The organism is Hydrogenophaga sp. ANAO-22, assembly GCF_042466645.1.
Classification (GTDB): domain Bacteria; phylum Pseudomonadota; class Gammaproteobacteria; order Burkholderiales; family Burkholderiaceae_C; genus Hydrogenophaga.
The window spans coordinates 4,423,234-4,448,316 of record NZ_CP159956.1; the positions used below are offsets into that span (position 1 = coordinate 4,423,234).

Annotated in this window: 22 protein-coding genes and 1 pseudogene; 18 read left to right on the top strand and 5 right to left on the bottom strand. The window is 64.7% G+C overall.

Going from position 1 to position 25,083, the window contains the following annotated elements:
• Positions 1-10: 10 nt before the first annotated feature.
• From ABSY19_RS21335 to ABSY19_RS21355, 5 genes are all read right to left on the bottom strand, one after another.
• A complete protein-coding gene (locus ABSY19_RS21335; RefSeq protein ID WP_204734784.1) occupies positions 11-418 on the bottom strand; it encodes a Zn-ribbon domain-containing OB-fold protein in 408 nt (135 codons plus the stop codon).
• The gene (locus tag ABSY19_RS21340; RefSeq protein WP_382155666.1) at positions 415-1,584 is read right to left on the bottom strand and encodes an acyl-CoA dehydrogenase family protein; all 1,170 of its coding nucleotides are present in this window, start codon (positions 1,582-1,584) and stop codon (positions 415-417) included. The genes ABSY19_RS21335 and ABSY19_RS21340 overlap by 4 nt, the downstream gene beginning before the upstream one ends.
• Positions 1,581-2,747, bottom strand: coding sequence for an acyl-CoA dehydrogenase family protein (locus ABSY19_RS21345; RefSeq protein WP_056278211.1), 1,167 nt, complete (start codon positions 2,745-2,747; stop codon positions 1,581-1,583). The genes ABSY19_RS21340 and ABSY19_RS21345 overlap by 4 nt, the downstream gene beginning before the upstream one ends.
• Before the next feature lie 81 nt (positions 2,748-2,828).
• Positions 2,829-3,995 (bottom strand): acyl-CoA dehydrogenase family protein, encoded by a 1,167-nt coding sequence (locus ABSY19_RS21350; RefSeq protein ID WP_056278207.1) that lies wholly within the window; start codon positions 3,993-3,995, stop codon positions 2,829-2,831.
• 18 nt (positions 3,996-4,013) lie between these two features.
• Complete coding sequence (locus ABSY19_RS21355; protein ID WP_069047284.1) at positions 4,014-6,068, bottom strand: NADPH-dependent 2,4-dienoyl-CoA reductase; 2,055 nt, start codon at positions 6,066-6,068, stop codon at positions 4,014-4,016.
• A 156-nt stretch (positions 6,069-6,224) separates the two neighbouring features.
• On the opposite strand from ABSY19_RS21355, the pseudogene ABSY19_RS21360 reads away from it, so the two are divergent.
• The 18 genes and pseudogenes from ABSY19_RS21360 (at position 6,225) to ABSY19_RS21445 (ending at position 25,083) form a co-directional block, all read left to right on the top strand.
• Positions 6,225-7,390: pseudogene (locus tag ABSY19_RS21360) on the top strand (acyl-CoA dehydrogenase family protein).
• Positions 7,391-7,404: 14 nt separating this feature from the next.
• Positions 7,405-8,175, top strand: coding sequence for an enoyl-CoA hydratase/isomerase family protein (locus ABSY19_RS21365; RefSeq protein ID WP_382155669.1), 771 nt, complete (start codon positions 7,405-7,407; stop codon positions 8,173-8,175).
• Between the two features lie 40 nt (positions 8,176-8,215).
• Positions 8,216-9,823 carry a carboxyl transferase domain-containing protein gene (locus ABSY19_RS21370; RefSeq protein ID WP_008905476.1) on the top strand — a complete coding sequence of 536 codons (1,608 nt, stop codon included), beginning with the start codon at positions 8,216-8,218 and terminating at the stop codon, positions 9,821-9,823.
• Positions 9,824-9,889: 66 nt separating this feature from the next.
• On the top strand, positions 9,890-11,887 hold the full coding sequence (locus ABSY19_RS21375; RefSeq protein ID WP_382155672.1) for an acetyl/propionyl/methylcrotonyl-CoA carboxylase subunit alpha: 1,998 nt from the start codon (positions 9,890-9,892) through the stop codon (positions 11,885-11,887).
• A gap of 18 nt (positions 11,888-11,905) precedes the next feature.
• Complete coding sequence (locus tag ABSY19_RS21380) at positions 11,906-12,895, top strand: hydroxymethylglutaryl-CoA lyase (protein WP_056278190.1); 990 nt, start codon at positions 11,906-11,908, stop codon at positions 12,893-12,895.
• A 173-nt stretch (positions 12,896-13,068) separates the two neighbouring features.
• On the top strand, positions 13,069-13,182 hold the full coding sequence (locus ABSY19_RS21385) for a hypothetical protein (RefSeq protein WP_250637255.1): 114 nt from the start codon (positions 13,069-13,071) through the stop codon (positions 13,180-13,182).
• 50 nt (positions 13,183-13,232) lie between these two features.
• Positions 13,233-13,430 (top strand): SDR family oxidoreductase, encoded by a 198-nt coding sequence (locus ABSY19_RS21390; protein WP_056278186.1) that lies wholly within the window; start codon positions 13,233-13,235, stop codon positions 13,428-13,430.
• A gap of 82 nt (positions 13,431-13,512) precedes the next feature.
• On the top strand, positions 13,513-15,108 hold the full coding sequence (locus tag ABSY19_RS21395; protein ID WP_382155675.1) for an acyl-CoA carboxylase subunit beta: 1,596 nt from the start codon (positions 13,513-13,515) through the stop codon (positions 15,106-15,108).
• Positions 15,109-15,118: 10 nt separating this feature from the next.
• Positions 15,119-15,916, top strand: coding sequence for a crotonase/enoyl-CoA hydratase family protein (locus ABSY19_RS21400; protein WP_069047281.1), 798 nt, complete (start codon positions 15,119-15,121; stop codon positions 15,914-15,916).
• Between the two features lie 25 nt (positions 15,917-15,941).
• Positions 15,942-17,966, top strand: coding sequence for a biotin carboxylase N-terminal domain-containing protein (locus ABSY19_RS21405; RefSeq protein ID WP_382155678.1), 2,025 nt, complete (start codon positions 15,942-15,944; stop codon positions 17,964-17,966).
• Positions 17,963-19,108, top strand: a complete 1,146-nt coding sequence (locus ABSY19_RS21410; RefSeq protein WP_056278176.1) for an acyl-CoA dehydrogenase family protein — start codon at positions 17,963-17,965, stop codon at positions 19,106-19,108. Before ABSY19_RS21405 ends, ABSY19_RS21410 begins: the two co-directional genes overlap by 4 nt.
• A gap of 2 nt (positions 19,109-19,110) precedes the next feature.
• The gene (locus ABSY19_RS21415; RefSeq protein WP_056278172.1) at positions 19,111-20,172 is read left to right on the top strand and encodes an MBL fold metallo-hydrolase; all 1,062 of its coding nucleotides are present in this window, start codon (positions 19,111-19,113) and stop codon (positions 20,170-20,172) included.
• Positions 20,169-20,645: a PaaI family thioesterase gene (locus ABSY19_RS21420; protein ID WP_056278169.1), complete on the top strand. Its 477-nt coding sequence runs from the start codon at positions 20,169-20,171 to the stop codon at positions 20,643-20,645. Before ABSY19_RS21415 ends, ABSY19_RS21420 begins: the two co-directional genes overlap by 4 nt.
• Entirely contained in the window at positions 20,642-21,076 is a 435-nt protein-coding gene (locus ABSY19_RS21425; RefSeq protein WP_056278166.1) for a PaaI family thioesterase, read from the top strand. Before ABSY19_RS21420 ends, ABSY19_RS21425 begins: the two co-directional genes overlap by 4 nt.
• 24 nt (positions 21,077-21,100) lie before the next feature.
• Positions 21,101-21,982, top strand: a complete 882-nt coding sequence (locus ABSY19_RS21430) for an SDR family oxidoreductase (protein ID WP_056278584.1) — start codon at positions 21,101-21,103, stop codon at positions 21,980-21,982.
• 13 nt (positions 21,983-21,995) lie between these two features.
• Positions 21,996-22,691, top strand: coding sequence for a transglutaminase family protein (locus ABSY19_RS21435; protein WP_235501454.1), 696 nt, complete (start codon positions 21,996-21,998; stop codon positions 22,689-22,691).
• A complete protein-coding gene (locus tag ABSY19_RS21440; RefSeq protein WP_056278160.1) occupies positions 22,688-23,554 on the top strand; it encodes an alpha/beta fold hydrolase in 867 nt (288 codons plus the stop codon). The genes ABSY19_RS21435 and ABSY19_RS21440 overlap by 4 nt, the downstream gene beginning before the upstream one ends.
• Positions 23,555-23,568: 14 nt before the next feature.
• Entirely contained in the window at positions 23,569-25,083 is a 1,515-nt protein-coding gene (locus ABSY19_RS21445; protein WP_056278157.1) for an AMP-binding protein, read from the top strand.

Below are 25,083 nucleotides of genomic sequence, written 5' to 3' on the forward strand. Positions count from 1 at the left end.
GACGCGGCGCTCATGGTGTGGCGCCCTCGGGGATGAAGACCAGCAACTTGCCCTTGGCAGGATCGTCGATCACGCGCGCCTGCACCCGCATGCCGATGCGCACCTGGTCGGGTGCAATGCCATCGATGCGCGACATCAGCCGCGGCCCTTCGGCTAGGTCCACCAGCGCCACGTTGTAGTCGCCACCGGCTTGCGGCTTGCGGCGCACCGTGGTGCTGGAATAGACGCAGCCGACCCCGCTGGGTTCAATCCAGTCGAGCTGGGCCGAGCCGCAATGGGTGCACAGCGCGCGCGGATAAAACACATGCTGGCCGCAGGCCGTGCAGTGCTGGATCTGAAAGCGGCCTTGCGCCAGCTCCTGCACGAACTGAGCGTCCGGGCCGGGGCCGTCAAATGCCGGATAGCCCGATGCGCTCATGACGGTAGCTTCAGCACGCTGGCAGCCAGGATGTTGCGTTGCACCTCGTTGCTGCCGCCGTAGATGGTGGCTGGGCGCGCGTTGTAGAAGCTGGTCAACGCATCGGTTTTGCCACCGGGCAGGGCTGTGGAGCCGGGCGTGCCGCCACTCGATCCCATGACATCGACCAGCAGGTCGGCCAGCCGCGAATAGGTTTCGGTGGCGAACAGCTTGAGCATGGAGACATCGGGCCCCAGGGTTTCGCCGCGCTTGACTTGATCGATGAAACGGCCATAGAGCGCGCCCAGGTCGGACACGTCCAGCGCCAGCTTGGTGTAGCGGTCCACGAAGCCGGTGTCTTCGAACAGGCCGAGGCGCTGCGCGGCTTCCTGCACGCGCGCCAGCGCGTACTGGCTTTGTTTGGGGCTGCCCAGGAAGATGCGCTCGAATCCGAGCAGCGCCTTGGCGATGGTCCAGCCCTTGTTAAGCTCGCCGACGATGCTGGTGCGCGGCACGCGCACGTTTTCCAGGAAGACCTCGCAGAAGTCTTCGCTGCCCGCGATGTTGCGGATGGGGCGCACCGTGATGCCCGGCGTGTTCATGTCGACCAGCAAAAAGCTGATGCCTTCCTGCTTCTTGGCCGATTTGTCGGTGCGCACCAGCAGGAAAAAGTGGGTGGCGTCCTGTGCCAGCGTGGTCCAGGTCTTTTGCCCGTTGACGATAAAATCGCTGCCATCGACCACCGCCTCGGTGCGCAGACTGGCCAGGTCGGAGCCCGAATTGGGTTCCGAGTAACCCTGGCACCAGATGTGCTCACCGGAAATGATCTTGGGCAGGTAGTAGGCGCGCTGGGCGTCGTTGCCATGGTTGATCAGCAGCGGGCCGACCATGGTGATGCCCATGTCGGGCGCGCGCGCCACGCCCCAGCGCTCCTGCTCTTCAATGAAGATGATGAGTTTCTCGGGTGAGAGTCCCATGCCGCCGTACTGCGTGGGCCAACTCGGCGCGACCCAGCCTTTTTCTGAAAGCCTCAGGTACCAAGGGCCGATTTCGGACCAGCGCAGGCGCCGTTGCGGGTAGCGCCATTCGCTGGGGAAATGTTCTTCAAAGAATTCGCGCAGTGTGGCGCGAAAGCTGGCGTTGTCGAACGCATTCCAGTCAGTGGAAGTGGAGGCGGTGGTGTTCATGCGTGCTCCTGCGCGGTGGCGTTTTGGGTGAGGTTGGCGTAGCGGCGGCGCTGCTGGTTGCCATTGCCCAGCCAGGCGGCCAACACCAGAGCACGCTGCAGATACAGGCCCAGGTCGTATTCGTCGGTGACGCCGATGGCGCCGTGCAGTTGCACCGCCTCCCGCGCCACCTGCAGCCCCGCATCCGACGCGCGCGACTTGACGCGGCTTGCCAGGGCAGAGCGCGCGCTGGCGTCGGCGGCCGGGTCATCTAGCAGGGCCAGAGCCTGCGTCACCACGCTGGCAGTCAGTTCCTGCTGAATCAACAGGTCCACAGTGCGGTGCTGCAGTGACTGGAAGCTGCCTATCGGCTTGCCGAACTGGATCCGCGTTCGCAGGTAGTCTTGTGTCATGGTCAGCATGCTGCGCACAAGGGCCAGCAGTTCAACGCTGGCCAGTACCAGGGTTTCGTCGTAGGCGCGGGTCAGCGCGGCCGCGGCGGCGGCCCCTTCGGCCAGCAGGTGGCTGGCGGGCAGGCGAACGCTGTTCAAGTTGAGCTGTGCTGCATAGCTGCCGTCGGCCAGCGGCTGGCTCGACAGGGTAAGGCCGGATGCATCTGCCGGCACCCACACCAGGACCAGACCTTGTGGGTTGGTGGCGCTGACGATGTAGCCGTCGGCCCCGGCACCGGGGCGTACATGGCGCTTGTAGCCATGTATCAGCAGGGAGTCGCCCTGGCGCTCCAGCCGGGTCGCGGCCAGACCGGGCTGGTCTTTCGCGCCGGTTACATCTTCCTGCCAGGCCACGGCGGGTAGCGTGCGACCCTCGGCGAGTTCGGTCAAGAGACGCATCGATAGCTCGGTGGCACCCACATGGGACAGCAGCCGGCCGGCAAACACCAGCACCGGCACCACCGGTTCGGGCGCGACCTGAGAAGCCAGGGCGGCCGCCACCTCGGCCATCTCAGCGAAACCCTGGGCGTAGCCGCCCAATTGTTCGGGCACCAGCAGCCCGGTCCAGCCCTGCTCGGCCAGGGCGCTCCAGAAGCGGCGGTCGTAGCCCGGCACCTGTTGGCGCAGGGCGCGGGCACGGTTGAGTGGTGATTCTTTGGTGACGAAACTTAGCGCGCTTTCGCGCAGCATGGTCAGTTGTTCAGCGCGTTCGCTGTCGTGGGTGGTAGTCATGATGGGGTGGGTGCTGGCCTGGGTAAAAATTGGGTACTGCTGGCCTCAGCGGGAAGAAAATCGGTCGCGAGCTCGTGAATGTCAATAGGATTTAGGCAGGCCCAGCACCTTCTCAGCGATGAAGCACAGGATGAGTTGCGGGCTGATCGGCGCGATGCGCGGAATCATCATTTCGCGCAGATAACGCTCGACGTGGTATTCCTTGGCATAGCCATAGCCGCCCAGCGTGGCCATGGCGCGCTGGCAGGCGTTGAAACCAGCCTCGGCCGCCATGTACTTGGCAGCATTTGCGTCGGCGCCGCAGGGCAGGCTGTTGTCGTATTTCCAGGCCGCGCGCATCGCCATCATTTCAGCGGCCTCAAGCTCCATCCATGATTGCGCCAGCGGATGCTGGATAGACTGGTTCTGCCCGATGGGCCGGTCAAAGACCACGCGCTCGCGGGCGTACTTGACGGCTACCTGCAGCGCCGCCCGACCCAGGCCGACGGCCTCGCCCGCGATCAGCACCCGCTCCGGGTTCATGCCATGCAGGATGTACTCAAAGCCGCGGCCTTCTTCGCCGATGCGGTCTCCTACCGGCACGCGCAAGCCGTCGATGAAGAGTTCGTTCGAGTCGACCGATTTGCGTCCCATCTTTTCGATTTCGCGCACCTCGACAAAACTGCGGTCGAGGTCGGTGTAGAACAGGCTCAGGCCGAAGGTCGGTTTCTTGCAGTCCTCGATCGGAGTGGTGCGCGCCAGAATGAGCATCTTCTCTGCCACCTGGGCGGTCGATATCCAGACCTTCTGGCCAGACAGCACATAGTGGTCGCCTGCCCGTTCGGCGCGGGTTTTCAGACGGGTGGTATTCAGGCCGGTGTTGGGCTCGGTGACGGCGAAGCAGGCCTTCTCCTTGCCCTGGATCAGCGGAGGCAGCATGCGGCGTTTCTGCTCCTCGTTGCCAAACACCGCCACGGGCTGCAAGCCGAAAATGTTCATGTGCACCGCCGATGCGCCAGACAGCCCCGCACCCGACTGTGAGATGGTCTGCATCATCACGGTCGCTTCACTGATGCCCAGTCCGACGCCGCCATATTCCTGTGGCAGACAAACGCCGAGCCAGCCGCCGTCGGCTAGAGCGCGGTGCAGCTCATGCGGAAAGCCGCCCAGCCGGTCCCGTTCGAGCCAGTAGCTGTCGTCAAAGCGAGCGCAGATTTTGCCGATTGCTTCGCGTATCGCTTCATGTTCCTGGTTGTGGGCGAAATCCATGGTGGTGTTCCAGTGGACTCAAATCGCCAGACCGAGGCGTGTGCCTTGGTCAATGGCGCGCAAGGCGTCGAGTTCGGCGGCCAGCTCGGCGCCGCCGATGACATCGGGCGCCAGGCCGAGCGCGCGCAATTCGGCGACCAGCGCGTTCTCGCTGTCCTGGCCGGCGCAAATCACGATGGTGTCCACGTTCAGCGTCTGCGGTACACCGTTGACGCGCAGGTGCAGCCCGGCGTCATCGATGTGTTCATAGACGCATCCTGGCAGCGTGCGCAGGCCGCGCCGCGCCAGCTCGGCCTTGAGTGCCCAGCCAGTGGACATACCCAGACTGCGTCCAGGCTTTTCAGGTTTTCTCTGCAACAGGGTGACTTCGCGTGGCGCGCTGATTGGCTGTGCCGGTTTGAGGCCACCCGCAGCTGCGGGCGAGGTATCGACGCCCCATTCAGCGTAAAACTGCTCAAGCGCCTGAGGCGCGTTGGCAGCATTACCCTCATGCTCGTCATGCAGCAGGAAGGTGGCTACATCGAAACCGATGCCACCGGCGCCGATCACCGCGACCCGGCGGCCTGCCTGCACCCGACCCGACAGCAGATCGGCATAGCTCATCACTTTCGGGTGAGCCATGCCCAGGAGCTGCGGCAGGCGCGGGCGCACGCCGGTGGCTATCACGATGCGGTCGTAGTGACCGGCAGCTAGAGATGGGGCATCCGCCCGGCTGTTGAGCCTGAGCGTCACGCCATGCCGAGCCACGCCTTGCCTGAAATAGCGCAACAGTTCGTTGAACTCCTGCTTGCCCGGCACGGCCCGGGCCAGGTTTAACTGGCCGCCAATCTCGGGTCCAGCCTCGAACAGGGTGACCGCATGACCGCGTTCCGCCGCAGTCAGCGCGCAGGCCAGTCCGGCCGCGCCGGCACCGATCACCGCCACCTTGCGCTGCATGGCCCGTGACGGCATCAGCGAGAACTCCAGCTCGCGCCCGGCGCGTGGATTGACCAGACAGGTGGCGGGGCGGTCGGCGAAGATGTAGTCGAGACAGGCTTGGTTGCAGGCGATGCAGGTGTTGATCTCATCGGCGCGGCCCTGCGCCGCCTTGCGTACGAAGTCGGCATCGGCCAGGAAGGGGCGCGCCATCGACACCATATCGGCGTCACCGCTGGCCAGGATTTCTTCGGCCAGATCGGGCGTGTTGATCCGGTTGGAGACGATGACAGGAATCGTCACTGCTTGTTTGATGCGGGCCGCCGCAAAGCGCCACGCCGCGCGCGGCACCACGTAGGCAATGGTCGGGATGCGCGCTTCGTGCCAGCCGATGCCTGTATTGAGGATGTCAGCGCCTGCGGCCTGCACCGCCTGGGCGAGCTGGATGATGTCGTCAGCCGGGGCACCGCCCTCGACCAGATCGAGCGCCGAAACCCGATACATGAGCAGAAACTGCGACCCCAGGCGTTCGCGCGTGCGCCGCACGATCTCCACCGGCAGGCGATGACGATTTTCCATGCTGCCGCCAAATTCGTCGCTGCGGTTGTTCGTGCGCGTGACGGTGAACTGGTTGAGCAGGTAGCCCTCCGAGCCCATGATCTCGACGCCGTCGAAGCCGGCGCGTTGCGCCAGTTCGGCACAGCGTACATAGTCTTCCACCGTTTGCCAGACTTCGGCCGTGCTCAAGGCGCGAGGCGCGCGGGAGTTGATCGGGGAGGGGATGTCAGAAGCGCCCACTGGCCTGGCGACTTTTGCGTAGCGCCCTGTGTGCAGGATTTGCAGAATGATCTTGCCGCCCTCGGCGTGCACCGCCTGAGGGATCGGTCTGAGCACATCGGCTTGTGCCGTCGTGATAAGCAGGGGACCCGTTTCATCCAGCAGGCCATCCTGGCAGGGGGCATAGCCGCCCGTGACAATCAGGCCCGCGCCGCCGCGTGCGCGCTCGGCATAGAACAGGGACAGCCGGTCGATCGACCGGTCCAGCGACTCCAGACGTGTGTGCATCGATCCCATCAGCGTTCGGTTGCGAAGGGTGTGCGCGCCTACCTTCAGGACGGAGAGTAGCGTCGGAAAGAAAACAGTGGCTTCGGTGGACATGGGGAACGCCTCTTTAAAAATCTAACTAACACCTGTTCGATGATATCATGCGACAACGACCAGCCATGCAATTGGCGAGCACCTCAAATTCTTCGTCCGGATTGACGGTGTGATGCAGGCGGCGATTTCGACAACAGTCAGTCAGGAGATTTACCCATGATGTTCGACGATGACCAGATTGCGCTGCGTGACGTGGCGCGCCGCTTTGCACGAGAGAAGCTCAGGCCCGATTACCAGAAGCGCGAATCGCAACCTGGCATCGACCGGGCCTTGTTCAAGGAAATGGGTTCGCTCGGTCTGATCGGTGTTGATCTGCCCGAGGAATATGGCGGCTTGGGCCTCAGTGGCGTCACGGCCGGCATGATCACCGAGGAAATTGCCTATGGTGACTTCAACGTCAGCTACATGCAGCTGCTCAGTTCGCTGATGGGCGCCATCATCCATGCCAATGCGTCCCCGAGCTGGCGCGCACCTGGAACAGCCGGATCGTGGCGGGCGAGGCCATCGTCGCGCTGGGTCTGACCGAACCACGGGGCGGCTCGGATGCCGCCAATCTGCAACTCAAGGCGCGTCGCGTGGGCGACGAGTACGTGCTTTCCGGCGAGAAAACCTCCATCACTTTTGCCGACCAGGCCGATGCCATGGTGTTGTTCGCACGCACCGGAAAGCCCGAGGATGTCGCACGAGGCATCAGCGCCTTCCTGGTCGATCTGAATCAGCCCGGCGTGCAACGCACGCGCTTCAACGATGTTGGTAGCAAGATCATCGGCCGTGGTTCGGTGTTTTTCGACGATGTGCGGGTGCCGGTCGAGAACCGGCTGGGCGAGGAGGGCAAAGGCTTCACGCAGGTGATGCAGGGCTTTGACTTCAGCCGCATCCTGATCGCGCTGCAGTGCGTGGCCGCCGCGCAGGCCTCGATCGACGAAGCCTGGGAATACGTGAAGGAACGCCAGACCTTTGGCGCGCCGCTGGCGCAGTACCAGGGCGTGAGCTTTCCCCTTGTCGAGTTCGAGACCCTGATCGCCGCTTGCCGCCAGCTCTGCTACCACGGCCTGGCCCTGCGCGATGCCGGTCAGCCGCACACCGCGGAAGCGGCCATGGTCAAGTGGATGGGCCCCAAGACCGCTTTTGACGCGATTCACCAGTGCCTGCTGACCTTTGGGCACTATGGCTGGTCGATGGACCTGCCTCACCAGCAGCGCCTGCGCGACGTGATGGGCCTGGAAATCGGCGACGGAACGGCGCAAATCATGAAGCTGATCGTTGCCCGCGAGCGCGTGGGACGCGCCGCCGTGCAGTACGCCAAGGAGAGCAAGAAATGATTCAGACATCCCCAGTGGAGATCAGCCGTGCCGGCGCCGTTGGAATTATCGAGTTAGCCCGCCCCGAAAAATTCAATTGCCTGTCGATGTCCGTTCATGCGGCCATCGAGGCCGCCATCGACGGATTCGAGAAATCCGACTCCGGTGTGCGCGCCATTCTGATCCGGGCGCAAGGCAAGCACTTCTGCACCGGCGCCGATCTGGATGAGGTGAAGTCGCTGCGTGGCGATCCAGCCAGGCTCAAGCACTTCATCAGCTATGGTCACAGCGTGCTCAAGCGCCTGGAACGCAGCGATTTGCCGGTGGTGGCGGCCTGCCAGGGTCTGACCCTGGCCGGTGGCAGCGAACTGATGCTGGCCTGCGACATCATCTTTGCGGCCAAGGACGCGCGCTTTGGCGACCAGCATGCCCAGTTCGGCCTGATTCCCGGGTGGGGCGGCAGCCAGCGCATGCCACGCATTGCGGGTCTGCGCCGTGGCCTGGACCTGTTCTTTTCGGCGCGCTGGATCGATGCCGCCACCGCCGAGCAGTGGGGGCTGGTGAACTATGTGGTCGAGCCTGAGCAGTTGGGTGAAGCGGCGCTGGCGTATTGCAGCAAGATCGCCACGCGCAGCCGCATCGGCATGGCCACCATGAAACGTTTGGCACGGCAAGGCATGGAGGGTTCGTCGGAGGTCGGTCTCCAGCTTGAGGAAGACCTGGCCAGCGCGGCTCTGCTCGATGACGACGTCAGCGAAGGTCTGGCGGCCTTCGAGGCACGCCGTACACCGGTGTTCAAGGCCTGAGCGGCTGAATGCTTTGTCTCGCGAATAGGCGCAATCACATATGACCATCCTTTCCTCCCGCATATCGACTTCCGACGACGAATTTCGGCTCAACCAAAAAGCCTACCAGGCCGTGATTGCGGACCTGCAAAGCCGTCGCCAACTGGCGCTGGCCGGAGGCCCCCCGAAAGCGCGGGAAAAACACCTGGCGCGCAACAAGATCCTGCCGCGCCATCGCGTCGAAGTGCTGCTCGATCCAGGTTCGCCTTTCCTAGAGGTCGGCATGCTTGCCGGCGAGGGCATGTACGACGGCGTGCCGCCGGGTGCCAGCATCATCACCGGCATCGGTCTGGTGCAGGGCCGTCCGTGCATGATCATTGCCAACGACGCCACCGTGAAGGGTGGCACCTACTACGGCATGACCTGCAAGAAGCATGTGCGGGCGCAGCAAATTGCCTGGGCACACCGCTTGCCCTGCATCACGCTGGTGGACAGCGGTGGCGCCTTCCTGCCTGAAATGGCCAACATCTTTCCCGATGTGGGGCAGTTCGGCAGCATTTTCAACAACCAGGTACGCATGTCGGCCGAGGGTATCCAGCAGATTGCCGTGGTGATGGGGCCTTGCACGGCGGGTGGCGCCTACATCCCGGCGCTGTGCGACGAGGCGGTGATTGTCAAGGAACAAGGCTATATGTACCTCGGTGGCCCCGAGTTGACCTTTGCCGCCACCGGCGAGACGGTGGATGCAGAGTCGCTGGGCGGCGCCAAGATGCACTGCAGCGTCAGCGGTGTCACTGATCATATTGCCGAAGATGACCGCCACGCGCTGGCCATCACGCGTGAAATCGTACGGGACCTGGGTGAGCAGCCCAAGCCACGCTGGACGCGTCAGCCGTCGGTGCCTCCGCGCTTCGATCCGCGCGAGATTTACGGCATCATCAGCCGCGACACCAAAATCCCGACCGACACGCGCGAGATTCTGGCGCGTTTCGTCGATGACAGCCGGTTCCAGGAATTCAAGCCGATGTACGGCGACACCCTGCTGACCGGCTTTGCTCGCATCCATGGCCACGAGGTTGGCATCCTGGCCAACCAGGGCGTGCTGTTCCCGGAAAGCGCGATGAAGGCGGCGCACTTCATCGATCTGTGCTGCCAGCGAGACATCCCGCTGCTGTTCATGGCCGACGTGACCGGCTTCATGGTCGGGCGCGCCGCCGAGCAGGCTGGCATTGCCAAAGCCGGGGCCAAGATGATCACGGCGATGGCCTCGGCCAACGTGCCCAAGTACACCATCATCATGGGCGCCTCTTACGGCGCCGGCTACCTGGCGATGTGTGGCCGCCCGTTCAACCCGACCGCGATGTTTGCTTGGCCGACCGGTCGCGCGGCCATCATGGGTCCGGATCAGGCCGCCACAGTGATGGCGCTGGTGCGCAAACAGATCAACAAGACCGAGGGAAAAGAGTGGACGCCCGAGGAAGAAGAGGCGTTCAAGGCGCCGGTACGCAAGATTTACGAAGACTTCCAGCCTGCTGCGAACTTCTCCTCGAATTTGTGGGTGGACGGCATCATCGATCCGGTGGAAACACGCGACGCCATGGGACTGCTGCTCGACCTCGCATCCCGGACTGCCGCCAAACCGACGCCGTTCGGTGTCTTCCGTTTTTAACCAGGACGCCAGCCATGCAACGCATCCACACCGTCTTGATGACCCACTTCGCCGCAGGAGTTGGGCATGCTTAAGAAAGTCCTCATTGCCAACCGCGGCGAGATCGCCTGCCGCATTGCCCGCACCTGCCGCAAGCTCGGCCTGGAAGTGGCCACCGTGCACTCCAGTGCCGACCGGTTTGCCCGCCATGTGCGTGAGATCGGTGAATCGGTCGAACTCGGGGGTGCAGCGCCCAGCGAGAGTTATCTGAACATCGATGCCATCATCGCGGCGGCCCGGCGTGTGGGCGCCGACGCCGTTCATCCGGGCTACGGTTTTGTCTCGGAAAATCCGGCCTTTGTGCGCGCACTGGATGCGGCTGGCTTGACCTTCATTGGACCCCGGGCCGACACCATCGAGCGCGTCGGCGGCAAAGCCAGTGCCAAGCGCGAGGCAGCCCGTCTCGGCGTGCCGGTCATTCCCGGCAGCGAAAGCGGCATGACCGACCCAGCCGAGGTGTTGAATCTGGTGCGCGGTATGAAGCTGCCCGTGCTGCTCAAGGCCGTGGCTGGTGGCGGTGGCCGTGGCATGGCGGTGGTCGAGACGCTGGAGGGGCTGGAGTCGCGCATCGAGAGTGCCATGCGTGAGGCCGAAAAAGCCTTCGGCAACGGCGAACTGATCGTCGAGCGCTACCTGCCGCATGTGCGCCACCTGGAGGTGCAGGTGGCCGGTGACGGCCAGGGCCACGCCATTCACCTGTTCGAGCGCGAGTGCACCTTGCAGCGACGCCATCAAAAAGTGATCGAAGAAGCGCCGTCAAGCGGTCTGAGCCCGCGTCTGCGTGAAGCTATCCTGGCCGATGCGGTCAAGCTGGCCTCTGGCGTGAGTTACCGCGGCCTGGGCACGGTTGAGTTTGTCGTCACGGGTGAAGAATATTATTTCCTGGAGGTCAATCCTCGCTTGCAGGTCGAACACCCGGTGACCGAAGAAGTCACCGGCCTCGATCTGGTCGAACTGCAACTGCGCATTGCCGACACGGACAGCCTGCCGCTGGCGCAAGCCGACGTGCGGTGCACCGGTCACGCCTTCGAGGCCAGGCTGTGCGCTGAAGACGCCGCTGCGGGATTTTTGCCGGCTACCGGGCGGTTGCAGGTGGTCGATTTTTCGCGCGCGGGCGTGCGCGTCGAGTCCGGGGTAGACAGTGGCGACGAAATCTCGCCGCACTACGACTCGATGATCGCCAAGCTCATCGCGCACGGGCCCGACCGCGAGTCGGCGCGCCGGGCGCTGGTGGCCGGATTGCGCGAAAGCACGGTGATCGGCCTGGTCACCAACCTGGAATTTCTGCATGAACTGCTGGAATGGCCGGAGACCCGCGATGCCACATTTCACACCCGCCTGATCGACGAGCGCCACGCGCAGCGCGGCGTGGTGGCTCCCGCCGCGCCGCCTCTTGAGCATCTGGCTGCTGCCGCGCTGCACTGGCTGGCGCAACGGCGTGCCGAGTCGTCCGCGCTGGGCTGCTGGACCCTCTGGGACGGTTTCACGGGCTGGCGCCTGAGCAGTGGGCCGATTCAGGCCGCACCCCAGCCGGTCCTTGTGTTGAAGGCGGGCGCGGCGGAATGGCCCGTGCGGTTTTCGATGCGCGATGACCAGGGCAGCAGTGCGCTGGTCATTGGCGAGCAAAAGGTGCGCGCTACGCTGCAGCCGCTCGCGGGCGGACGCTTCCTGCTGCAATGTGGTGGGCGGGCGCTGGAACTGACGATCCGGGGCGACGCGTGGCAGGCCGAGCTCGCCAGCGCGTTGGGCAGCAGCTTGTTCACGGCACGACCCTATCTGGGGGGGGGCGCCGGTGACGCTGCCGCCAGCGGTCAATTGGGCGCGCCAATGATGGGCAAGGTGGTGGCGGTCAAGTCGGCGGTCGGTGAGAAGGTTTCCATCGGCCAGACCGTGATCGTGCTCGAATCGATGAAGATGGAGCTGCACGTCATGGCGCCATTCGAAGGCAGCCTGAGCAGCCTGCGCTGCCGGGTCGGCGACATGGTTGAGCGCCACCAAGTGCTGGCCGAAGTCAGCCCGGCTTGATCGAAGGAGGTACAAGCGATGAGCAACTTGCCTACCTCCGTCGAGTTCCATGAGGAGGGACCGCGCGAGGGCTTCCAGATGGAGCCAAAAACCTATCCGCTGGCGGACCGCGCCGCGCTGATTGATGCCTTGAGCCTCTCGGGTCTGAGGCAGATCCAGGTTGCGTCCTTTGTCAGTGCGCGCGCGGTGCCGCAGATGGCCGACACGTCCGAATTGTTCGCCGCCATCATCAAGCGCCCTGGTACCCGCTACACGGCGCTTTGGCTCAACGACAACGGCTTCGAGCGGGCGCGCGCCTGTGAACAGGTGGATCTGGACGGCAAGCTGATGTTCTACACAACCGAGCCGTTTTCGCAGCGCAACAACAATTGCAGCGTGGCCGAGATGCGTGAACGCCAGCTCGGCTGGCTGGACCGCTACATCGCCCTGGGCATTCCGGTGGAAAAGGCCTACGTGATCACGGCCTTTGGCTGCAATCTCGGTGGCGCCGTGCCGCTGTCGGTCCTCACCGATCAGGTCCGCTGGCTGGTCGATGCCTGCGCCGACCGGCGTGTGCCGCTGCCGGCGGTCTACTTGGCCGACACCATGGGCTGGGCAAATCCCGAGGAGATCAAGCGCCGCGTCGGCGCGGTGCGCGCGATCGTGCCGGAGGCTCAGATCGGCCTGCACCTGCACGACACGCGCGGCGTCGGCGGTGCCAACGTTTATGCCGCCTTGCAAATGGGCGTGCGGCTGTTCGACAGTTCGGTCGCCGGTCTGGGCGGCTGTCCGTTCGCGGGTCACACGCACGGTGGCGCGGCCGGCAATATCTGCACCGAAGACATGGTGTTCATGTGCCAGGAACTGGGCATCGAGACCGGCATCGATTTAGAGGCGCTGATCGAGGCGTCCCTTCTGGCCGAACGCGTCATCGGCCGCACCCTGTCGGGCCATGTGATGCACAGCGGCTCGCTCAAGGGATTTCGCGCCGGCCAGCGAATGCAAGAGATTTGTGGGGCGGTGCGCTGAATCACATGACAAGGAGAAGGTCATTGGTCGAGTACAGGACAAGGTCATTCTGGTGACGGGCAGTGCGATGGGCATGGGCCAGGTCCACTGCGAGCTGCCTGTCGCGGACATGAACGCCGGGATTGGCGAAACCGTCGCGGCGGGCGTTCGCCAGCGCGGCGGAGTGGGACCGCATGTTCAACGTCAACGTGCGCTACCCCTTTTTCGGCACGCGGACGGGGGTGCCGACGATGAAGCAGGCAGGTGGTGGCTCGATCATCAACATCCTGTCTATCTACGGCCGTTAGGCGCACCCTGTGCCTATGGGGCTTCCAAGGGCGAGGTACGGCTGTTCAGTATGGCCAGCGCGCCCTATCTCGCCCCTTTCAATATTCGTGTCAATTCGGTTCACCTTGGCGCCATCGAGACGCCGATGACCAAGGACTTGTTGAGCGATCCGGCCGATCACAAATCGCTGCTCGGCACCACTCCAATTGGGCGGGCGGTGCAGCATCAGGAAGTGTCGGCGGTGGTGCTGTTCCGGGGCCTCCGATGAGTCGTCCACCGTCATGGGTGCCGAGTTGGTGGTCGATGGTGGCTACGCCGCGGTCTGACCGCGCTTCAAAGGACGAAACAGGATGTCCGTGATTCAAACGCTGGTCGATGTGCAAGGTCCGGGCTTCCGCGACAACCTTGCACACCACGCGGGCCAGATCGCTCTTCTGCGCGCACGCCTGGCCGAGGTGGCCACCGGCGGGCGCGACGCGCACATCCAGCGCCACCGCGAGCGCGGCAAGCTGCTGGTGCGCGAGCGCATCGACTTCATCGTCGATGACGGTAGCGCCTTCCTGGAACTCTCGCCGCTGGCGGCCTGGGATCAGTATGGCAACGAGGTGCCGGGTGCGGGCATCGTCACCGGCGTCGGGATGGTGGCCGGGCGGCCCTGCATGTTCATTGCCAACGATGCCACCGTCAAGGGCGGCTCGTTCTTCCATGAAACCGTTAAAAAACACATACGGGCGCAGGAGATTGCCCAGCGCCTGCGCCTGCCTTGCCTGTACCTGGTGGATTGCGGCGGCGCCTTTTTGCCGGAGCAGGACCGCGTGTTTCCCGACAAGGACCACTTCGGCAACAGCTTCCACCGCCAGTGCCGCATGTCGCAGGCTGGCCTGCCGCAGCTCTCGGCCGTGTTCGGCGGTTGCACCGCGGGCGGCGCCTACATTCCCGCGCTGTCGGACGAAGTGGTGATGGTGCGCGGTAACGCACGCATTCATCTGGGTGGCCCGTCCATCGTCAAGATCGCGATCAACGAAGTGGTAGACGGCGAAACCCTGGGCGGCGCGGAGATGCACAGCCGTGTCTCCGGTGTCAGCGACCACCTGGCCGAGGACGAGCATCAGGCGCTGGCCATGCTGCGTCAGATCGTCGCCAGCCTGCCGCCCGAGCCGCCCATGGTGCCGCCGCTGCCGCCCAGCGCACCACGTTACGACCCGGTTGAGCTCGATGGCGTCGTACCGGTCGACCCCAAACAGCCCTACGACGCGCGCGAAATCATTGCGCGGCTGCTCGACGGCAGCGCTTTCCACGAGTTCAAACCGTTGTGGGGAGATACGCTGGTGACCGGCTTTGGCGCGATCCACGGCCAGCCGGTCGCCATCCTCGCCAACAACGGCGCGCTGCTGGCCGAGTCGGCCCTGAAGGGCGCGCATTTCATCGAACTGGCCAACCAGCGCGGAGTACCGCTGCTGTTTTTGCAGAACATCCCCGGCTTCATGGTTGGCACCGAGGCCGAGCGTGGCGGTATTGCCAAGCACAGCGCCAAGATGGTGTATGCCATGGCTTGCGCGCGCGTGCCCAAGCTCACGTTGGTGGTTGGCGGCTCTTATGGCGCCGGCAACTACGGCATGTGCGGCCGCGGCTTTGAGCCCGAATTCCTGTTCGCCTGGCCCAGTGCCAGAGTTGCCACGATGAGCGCCGACATTGCCAGCAACGTGATGGTCGAGCTGGCGCGCTCTAACCTGCGCGGCCCGGCTGATGAGGCGCGGCTGCTGGATATCGAACGCAAGGTACGCGAGCAGTACGCGCGCCAGAGCGATCCCTATTACGCCACCTCCCGGCTGTGGGACGACGGTCTGATCGAACCCTCGGCCTCGCGCGACGTGCTGGGCCTGGCGCTGGCGCTGGCGGCGCGCCGTGCGTTGCCGAGTACGGCAACCCCTGTTTACCGCATGTAAGAGAACCTCTATGAACACCCCCACCTACGAGACCCTGCAACTGGTCGTCGACGCGCGCGGCGTGGCCCGCCTCACGCTCAACCGCCCCGACACTCATAACGCGCTCAACGCCACCCTGATCAGCGAGTTGCGCCGTGCCGTCGATTGGCTGGCCGTAGCGCCGGGCGTGCGCGCGGTGGTGCTCACCGGCACCGGCAAGACCTTTTGCGCCGGTGGTGACCTGGGCTGGATGCAGGACAACATGAAAAAGAGCCGGACCGAGCGCGTGGGCGAAAGCGGCGATCTGGCGCTCATGCTGCGCGCCCTGAACGAGCTGCCTATGCCCGTCATTGGCCGCATCAATGGCCCCGCGTATGGCGGCGGCGTCGGCATGATCTCGGTCTGTGACATCACGATCGCGGTCGATACCGGCATCTACTCGCTGACCGAGGTGCGCCTGGGCCTGCTGCCGGCCAACATCGCGCCCTACGTTGTGGCGCGCATGGGTGAAGCCAACGCCCGGCGCACCTTTCTGACGGCGCGCCGCATGAGCGCGGCAGAGGCGCAGCGCCTGGGCCTGCTCTCAGAAGTGGTGGCGGCCGATCAGCTCGACGCGGCCATTGAACGCGAACTCGCCGACCTGCTGCAGTGCGCGCCCGGCGCGGTGGCGGCCACCAAGAAGCTGGTGGCCTATGTGCAGGCGCACGATCTGCCCACCAACATGATCTACACCGCTGACAAGCTGGCCGACGCCTGGGAAACCGAAGAAGGGCGCGACGGCATTGCAGCCTTTTTTGGCAAGCGGCTGCCGGTGTGGCGGCAGGTCTGAGTGTTGGCATGAAGGCGTGCGACTGATGTTTAACACCCTCCTGATTGCCAATCGCGGGGAGATCGCCTGCCGCATCGCCCGCACCGCGCGCCGCATGGGCTTGCGCACGGTGGCGGTCTATTCCGACGCCGACCGCGAGGCGCTGCACGTGGCCCTGTGCGATACGGCCGTGCGCATCGGAGCGCCGGAGGCCGCGCGCAGCTACCTTGATGCGGCTGCCATCGTGGCCGCGGCGCGTGCCGCCGGTGCGCAGGCCATCCATCCGGGCTACGGCTTTTTGTCGGAAAGCCTGGCCCTGATTGACGCCTGCGAAGCCGTCGGGCTCATTTTTGTGGGCCCCTCGCGCGAAGCGATCCGGCGCATGGGCTCGAAGATCGAATCCAAGCGCATCGCGCTCGGAGCCGGCGTGCCGGTGGTGCCGGGCTACCACGCCGACGACCAGGACTCTGCGGTCTTGCAGGCGGCGGCCGGGGGCATCGGCTACCCGGTGCTGATCAAGGCCTCGGCCGGCGGCGGCGGCAAGGGCATGCGGGTGGTGCGCAGCGCGGCTGACTTCTCGGCCGCGCTGGATACCGTGCGACGCGAAGCGAAGGCTTCGTTCGGCGACGACCGCGTGCTGCTGGAACGCTACCTCGACGAGCCACGCCACCTCGAAGTGCAGTTGCTGGGCGACAAGCACGGGCATCTGGTCCATTTGTTCGAGCGCGAATGTTCGATCCAGCGCAACCACCAGAAAGTGATTGAGGAAGCGCCCGCGCCACACCTGCCTCCCGCCGTGCGCGAGGCCCTGTTTTCGCACGCGCTGACGATCGGGCACGCCATCGGCTACGACAGCACCGGCACCATCGAGTTCATCCACGACAGCCGCAGCGGCGACACCTTCTTCCTGGAAATGAACACCCGGCTGCAGGTCGAGCACCCGGTGACCGAGTTGACGGTCGGTATCGATTTGGTCGAATGGCAGCTGCGGGTGGCCACTGGTGAGCCGCTCGGCTTCGCCCAGCCGGACCTGACGCAGCGCGGCTGCGCGATCGAGGCGCGTGTCTGCGCGGAGAATCCGGCGGCGGGTTTTGCGCCCGAGATCGGCGCCCTGATCGACTACCGCGAGCCGCGCGGCGAGGGCGTTCGGGTCGACAGCGGCGTGCGCAACGGCAGTTACGTTACGCCTTATTACGACTCCATGCTGGCCAAGGTAATTGCCCATGCCGACGACCGGCCGACCGCCGCACGGCGGCTCGCCACGGCATTGGACGACACGGTGCTGCTCGGCGTGCACAGCAACCTCGGTTTTCTGGCCGATCTGCTGCGCCATGACCACTTCGCGCAAGTACTCACCACACATTACATCGAACGCGCCTTTCCCACAGGCTGGCAGCCGCGCACGGACGATGGGCTGGCCATCGCGGCTGCCGCCGTGCACGGCGTGCTGATCAAACAGGCGACGGCCGGGCGCTCGGCCTGGCAGTCGCTCGGGGCCTGGCGCGCGGCCGGCGCTGGGAGTGGCACTGGCAGCACACAGGTGCTGCTCGAAGACGAGCAGCGCTGCGTGCATGAAGTCAGCGTCTCGCCGCAGGGTGACAGCTGGCGTGTGTGCGTCGGCGATCGGGAGTTGACCCTGGCGGCGGTATTGGTCGGCGACACCCTGGCGTTGCAGTGCGACGGCCTGACGGTTCGCTTCACGGTGGCGGTGGAGCAGCACGCCAAGCAAGGCGAACGCGTGTGGCTCTCTGGCCTGAGCGGCACGTGGGCCTGGCGCCGGCTCGATCGCTGGCAGCGCGCACTCAAGGGCGCGGCGGGTGCCGATGAGCTGGGCGGCAATCTCCTGCTCGCCCCCATGCCCGGTCTGGTGACGCAGGTGCAGGTCAGTGTAGGCATGAGTGTGAACGCGGGCGACACGCTGGTGCAGATGGAAGCTATGAAGATGGTGCATACGCTGAGCGCGGTAGCGCCGGGACGTGTGGCCGAGCTGCGTTGCCGCGTCGGCGACGCGGTGCGCGGTGGTGATGTGCTAGCGATCATGGAAACAATCGAATCCGAGGAAAAGCAATGAACGAGCCGATTTATTTTGACGAGCAACACCGGCAGTTCCGGGACAACCTGCGCCGCTTTGTCGAGCAGGAAGTAGTGCCGCACGCCGCGCTCTGGGAAGATCAGGGCATGGTGCCGCGCGCGCTGCTGCGCAAGATGGGCGAACTGGGCTATCTGGGCATACGCTACGACGAAAAGTACGGCGGCTCGAAACTCGACACCGTGTACAGCGCCATCCTGGCCGAAGAACTCGGCCGTTCCACTTACGGCGGCTTCGCCGTGACGGTGATGGTGCACACCGACATGGCCTCGCCGCACCTGGCCAACTTTGGCACGCCAGAGCAGCTCGCACGCTACCTGCCGCCCATCATCGGTGGCGAGAAGATCTGCGCTGTGGCGGTCACCGAGCCCGATGCCGGCTCCGACGTGGCCGGCATCCGCACACGCGCGGTGCGCGACGGTGAGCACTGGGTCATCAACGGAAGCAAGATGTTCATCACCAACGGCGTGCATGGCGACGTGTACTTTGTCGCCGCCAAGACCGATCCGAGCGCCAAGGGTTCGCGCGGTATCTCGATCTTCATCGTCGAGAAGGGCACCCCGGGTTTTCGGGTCGGGCGTGCGCTCAACAAGAGCGGCTGGCTGTGCAGCGACACCGCCGAGCTGGTGTTCGAGGACTGCCGCGTGCCGTCCGCCAACCTGCTGGGCGAAGAGAACAAGGGCTTCTACCAGATCATGCGCAACTTCCAGAACGAGCGCATGGTGCTAGGTGCGCAGGTGATGGGCGAGGCCGCACGCGCGATCGAGCTGACGCTGGCCTATGTGCGCGAGCGCAAGGCCTTCGGCGCCACGCTGTGGGACAAGCAGGCGATTCGCCAGCGCATGGCCATGCGGGCAGCGCAGGTGGCGGCGGCCCGCCAGTTGGTTTACCACGCGGCCTGGCTGGACGCGCAGGGGCGCGACTGCGTCAAGGAGGTGTCGATGGTCAAGGCGCTGTGCGGCGAGCTGGTCAACGATGTGGTCTATGACTGCCAGCAGTTCCACGGCGGCTTCGGCTACATGCGCGAGGCCGCGATCGAGCGTATGGTGCGCGACGCACGCGTCCAAGCTATCGGTGGCGGTGCCACCGAGGTCATGCTCGAAGAAGTGGCGAAACGGTTGTGAACATGAGCACCTCTCGAGCTACTTCAGTCATTGACGGGTTGGTCGAGCTGCCTCTGAAGGAGGTCCTGCCCGGCATCCTGATGTTCACGCTGCCGGTGGACTATGGCATCGACCACGTCAACATCTACCTGATTCGCGACAGCGAGGGTTGGTGCCTATTCGACACGGGTGCCGATTGCGAGGCGGCGCGGGCCTTGTGGCTGCGCGCATTGGAAGGCCCGCTGGCGGCTGGCTTGACGCGCATCATCGTCTCGCACCACCACCCCGACCACCTCGGGCTGGCGGTGTGGCTGCACGAGCGCACCGGGGCTCCGATCCTGATGCGCGAGGAGGAGGTGGCGGTGGCGCGGCAGACGCACGTGGTCAGCATCGATGACCGCGCTTACTGTATCGACTTCATGTGCCGCCATGGGGTGGCGCCGGAAGATGCGCATCAGGTGGTGGGCGGGGTGTTGCAAAGCAATATGGCCTGTGCCGTGCCGACTCGCGTCGAGCCGCTCGAAGCCGGCCAGACCTTGCACATCGGCGATCATGCTTTCGACGTGCTGGTGCTTGGTGGACACAGCATTGCCCAAATCTGCTTGTACGAGCCCAAGCTGAAATTGCTGCTCACGGGCGACCAGTTGCTCGAGCGCATCACACCCAACATTGGTGTCTGGCCCTATGGCGAAACCGATCCGCTGCCACGTTACCTGGATAGCCTGCGCACCATTGCGGGACTGGACATCGAGTACGTCTTGCCAGCCCACCACGGCGTCTACCACGCCGGGGTCGAGCGCGCGCATGGACTGGTGGCGCACCACCAGAGGGCACTGCGCAAGTTCTTGGCGCGTCTGGGCGAGGGGGGCATGAATGCCACCGAACTCGGCTACGCCGTTTATGGCGCGCAGAGCGACCCGCTGCATGCTTACCTGGCCATGGGCGAAACCCTGGCGCACCTGCTGTGGCTGCAGCGTGCCGGCCATGTGCGCCATGAAGAAACGCCAGCCGCGACCCGCTGGTATCCGGTGACGGCGGCCAGCGAAGAGCCCACCCTCACCTTGTCTGGAGACATGTCGAGATGACAGAAACACACATCATCAAAGAAGAAGAAATCGCCAAGCGATGGCAAAAGTTCGCCCATGTGTCGCCGTATAACCGCGAACTGGGCTTCCTGCCGCACGCGGTGCACACCGACTGGTGCGTGCTCAAAGTCGAGTACCAGGAAGCACTGGTGGGCGATCCGCAGACCAGGGTTTTGCATGGCGGAGTCATCACTGCGCTGCTCGACGCCGCGCTCGGATTCGCGATTTTCGTCAAGCTGCCGGAGATACGGCCGATGGCCACGCTGGACTTGCGCATCGACTACCTCAAGCCCGCGACGCCCGGGCGGGCGATTCTGGGGGGAGCCGTTTGCTACAAGTTGACTGCAGAACTGGCGTTCGTCCGTGGCGCCGCTTACCACGACACGTTGGACGACCCAATAGCCACCGCAGTCGGCATTTACATGTTTACTTCCGGGCGACCGGTATTGCGCAACGAGGATGTGCCACGATGAAATGGACCGAACAAATTGACCATGCGCGCGCCCAGGGTGACTGGAGCGAAGTGATCCAGGCGGTGCCCTTTGCGCGTTTTCTGGACCTGCGCATTGATGTCAAGGGCGAGGAGTTCACCTGCGTCTTGCCTTTCCAGGAAAAACTGATAGGCAACCCCATGCTGCCGGCTCTGCATGGCGGTGCCACCGGAGGGTTTCTGGAATGCGCCGGATTGTTCTACCTGCTGTGGCACATGGACAGCCGGGACTTGCCCAAGACCATCGATTTCAACATTGATTACCTGCGCTCGGGCCGTCCGCAGGACACCTATGCCAACGTCGTGATGGTCAAGCTGGGCCAGCGTGTGGCGAACCTGCGCATCCAGGCATGGCAATCCAGCCCCGATAAGCCCATCGCCCTTGGCCACGGCAATTTCATGCTGCGAGCCTGAGGGTGCAGAAAGGAAATGTCCATCATGTCTCAATCTACCTACCGTTCCGTGTTCCGCCCTGGCCTGTTTGTTGGTCAAACCGTTATCGTCACCGGTGGTGGCAGTGGCATTGGCCGCTGCACCGCGCACGAACTGGCCAACCTAGGGGCCAGCGTCGCGCTTGTCGGTCGCCGCGTCGAGAAGCTGGAAGCTGTGCAAGCTGAAATCACGCAGGCCGGCGGCCGGGCCAGTATCCACGCTTGCGACATTCGCGACGAGGCGGGCGTCAAGGCCATGATCGCCGACGTGATCGCACAGCACGGCAAGATCGATGGTCTCGTCAACAACGCGGGTGGCCAGTACCCGCAGCCGGTCAAGGACATCAGCCTGAAGGGCTGGGATGCGGTGGTGCGCAGCAACCTCACCGGCGGCTTCCTGGTGGCGCGCGAAGCCTTCAACCAGTCCATGGAGTTCCATGGCGGCGCCATTGTCAACATCATCGCCGACATCTGGGGCGGCATGCCGACCATGGCGCACAGCGGTGCGGCGCGTGCCGGCATGCTGTCGTTCACCGAGACGGCGGCTTGCGAATGGGCCTGCGCCGGCGTGCGTGTCAACGCCGTGGCACCGGGCTGGATTGCCAGCAGCGGCTTTGATACCTACAGCCCCGAGATGCAGGCCGAACTGCGCAGCCTGAAGACCAAGGTGCCGCTGCAACGTTATGGCACCGAGGCCGAGATTTCGGCGGCGATTGTGTTTTTGCTGTGCGAGGCGGCGGCTTTCATCACGGGTTCTTGCATTCGGGTCGATGGTGGCGTGCCCAATGCCCGACCGACCTGGAAATTGCAGGCTCATGATCGATCCAAACCCTTCAATGGCTTTGCGCTGGCCGAACCGCCAAAGTGCCTGAGCGTCAAGGATCAATGACATGGAAGTGACTATGCAAACCCCAATCACCCCTTCGAACGATCCGTCGGCTTATCTCGCGCCCGGCCGCTACGTGGACAGCGATCACTCGGCGGTGATCGCGTTCGCGCACCGGGTGGCCGACCCTGCCATGGCGCCGCGCGAGATCGCAGTCAAGCTCTATTACGCCGTGCGTGACGAGTTTCTCTACGACCCCTACTGCTTTGACACCACGGTCGAGGGTTTGAAGGGCAGTCGCGTGATCGAGGCCGGGCGTGGCTTTTGCGTGCCCAAGGCGGCGCTGCTGGCAGCGGCAGCCCGCGTCCTGGGCGTGCCGGCACGGCTGGGCTATGCCGACGTTCGCAACCACCTGAGCAGCAAGCGCCTGCAAGACATGATGGGCACCGATCTGTTCGTCTTTCACGGTTACACCGAGCTGTGGGTTGACGGGCAGTGGCTCAAGGCCACGCCCGCCTTCAACCGCTCCTTGTGCGAGAAGGCCGGTATCCATCCACTGGAATTCGATGGCCGCGCCGATTCGGTCTTTCATGAATTCGATGTCAGCGGCCGCAGGCACATGGAGTATGTGCACGACCACGGCACTTACGCCGACTTGCCGCGCGATGAACTGCTGGCCTCTTGGCGCGCACATTACAAAACCTTCGCCGACTGGGGACAGACCGCGGACAGCGGGGCCGACTTCGCCCAGGAAGTGGGGCCGTCATCATGACGACGCGCCGGGAATTTCCCGGCTTTGCCGGTGGCTCTCTGGTGGCCGACGTCTATGGCCCAGTCGGCGCGCCCACGGTGTTGCTGCTGCACGGTGGCGGGCAAACCCGCCATGCATGGGGCAAGGCGGCACAGGTGCTGGGCGATGCGGGTTGGTACACCGTGGCGCTGGACTTGCCGGGCCACGGCGACAGCGCCTGGGCCAAGGATGGCGATTACCGCATCGAGACGCTGGCCGACACCATGTGCTGCATCTGGCGCGAACTGGGCACACCGCTGGCGGTGGTCGGTGCCTCGCTGGGTGGCCTCATCAGCATGGCCACTGTGGGCCGCGCCGATGCGCCGCCGATCAACGCGCTGGTGCTGGTGGACATTGCGCCGCGCATGGAAGAAGTCGGTGTCGAGCGCATCGTGCGCTTCATGCGGGCTCGGCCCGATGGTTTTGCGTCACTTGAAGAGGCCGCCCAGCATATCGCCGCCTACCGGGGCCGACCCATGGAAGGACCGGTTGAGGGGCTGAAGAAAAACCTGCGCATGAATGCGCAAGGTCTCTGGAATTGGCATTGGGACCCGCAACTGATGAGCGAGGCCAACCACAACCACCGGCGCGATGCGGACGGCTACGAGCGCGCTTTGCGCGGCCTGCAGGCGCCCACTTTGCTGCTGCGCGGCCAGCGCAGCGACGTCATCAGCGAAGAAGATGCGCGCGCCCTGGTGCAAACCCTGCCGCGGGCGCGTTTTATCGATCTGAAGGGTGCTGGTCACATGATCGCTGGTGATGCCAACGACGCCTTCGCCGCCAGCGTGGCGGCGTTTCTGCACGAAGTGATGCCGTCGACACAGTCCCCGTCGGGTGAAATCTGAACCAGGAGCCTGAAATGAGTTTGCGATCTTTTACGCTGCACGATCTCATCAACCGCAACGCGCGGTTGTACGGATCGAACACCGCTCTGGTGTTCGGCAATCAGCGGATCACGCACGCCCAGTACGCCGGGCGCACAGCGCGCCTGGCAGCCGGTCTGGCGGACGCAGGCGTGGGCCAGGGTGACCGGCTGGCGATACTGGCCCCCAACTGCCTGGAATACGTCGATCTGTTCGGCGCCGCAGCCCAGTTGGGCGCGATCGTGGTGCCGATCAACTGGCGGCTGTCGGCCGAGGAGGTCGCCTATGTCATCGAGGACGTGGCACCGCGGGTGCTGATCGTGGCCGATGAATTCCAGGCCCTGCTGCCGCAGCGCGGTTTGGACGACACGCTGCGCTACACGCTGGGCGCCGCGCCAGCGCCATGGCAACCCGTCAGTGAGCTGTATCGGGAGTGCGATACGCAGGCGGCGGATCTGCCCGGTCTGGCCGACGACAGCGGTTTGCTCATCATCCACACCGCCGCCGTGGGCGGTCGGCCGCGCGGCGCGCTGCTCTCGCACCGCGGCCTGATTGCCGCCAGCCTGCAGACGCAACTGGCCTGGCACCTGACGCCGACGGACGTCAATCTGGGCGTTTTGCCGCTGTTTCACGTGGCCGCCATCGGCTTCATGCTGGCCACGCAGCAGGCGGGCGGGGCGACGCTGCTGTTGACACGTTTCGATCCGCCCAGTCTGGTCAAACATATCGACGAGGACGGGGGCAGCCTGATCGGCACCTTTCCACCGATGCTGGGTGCCCTGCTGGACGCCGCAGCCGCCCAAGGCTCTTCACTGGCCAGGTTGCGCGTGGTGTCGGGGATCGATGTGCCCGAGACCATCGCGCGCTTGCGCACCACCTGTCCCCAGGCGACCTTCTGGAGTGCCTACGGCCAGACCGAGACCTCGGGCTCGGTCAGCCTGGCGCCATTTGACGAGCGCCCCGGCAGCGCCGGGCGTCCCACCGCGCTGAACATGGTCGCGGTGGTGGACGAACTGGACCGCCCGTTGCCCACAGGCGCCACCGGCGAAATTGTGGTGCGGGGGCCGATGGTGTTCCAGGGCTACTGGCGCTGTGAAGCAGACAACGCCTTCACGCTGCGCAACGGCTGGCACCACACGGGCGACATGGGGCGCGTCGATGCCGAGGGCTACCTCTGGTACAGCGGGCGTTCACCGGCCAAGGAGTTGATCAAGCCGGGGGGCGAGAACGTTTATCCGGCTGAAGTCGAGCGGGTCATTATGGAGCACCCGGCGCTGGCGCAGGTGGTGGTCCTCGGTGTGCCGGACGTTCAGTGGGGCGAGGCGGTCAAGGCTGTCTGCGTGCTGAAGGCGGGGTGCACGCTGAGTGCCGAGGAGTTGATCGAGTTTGTGGGCGGTCGCATCGCACGCTACAAAAAACCCAAGCACGTGGTGTTTGTATCGGCACTCCCCTTGGGCGGTGCCGATAGCATTGACCGCGCGGCCGTCAAGGCCGCGCACGGTGGCGCCTGA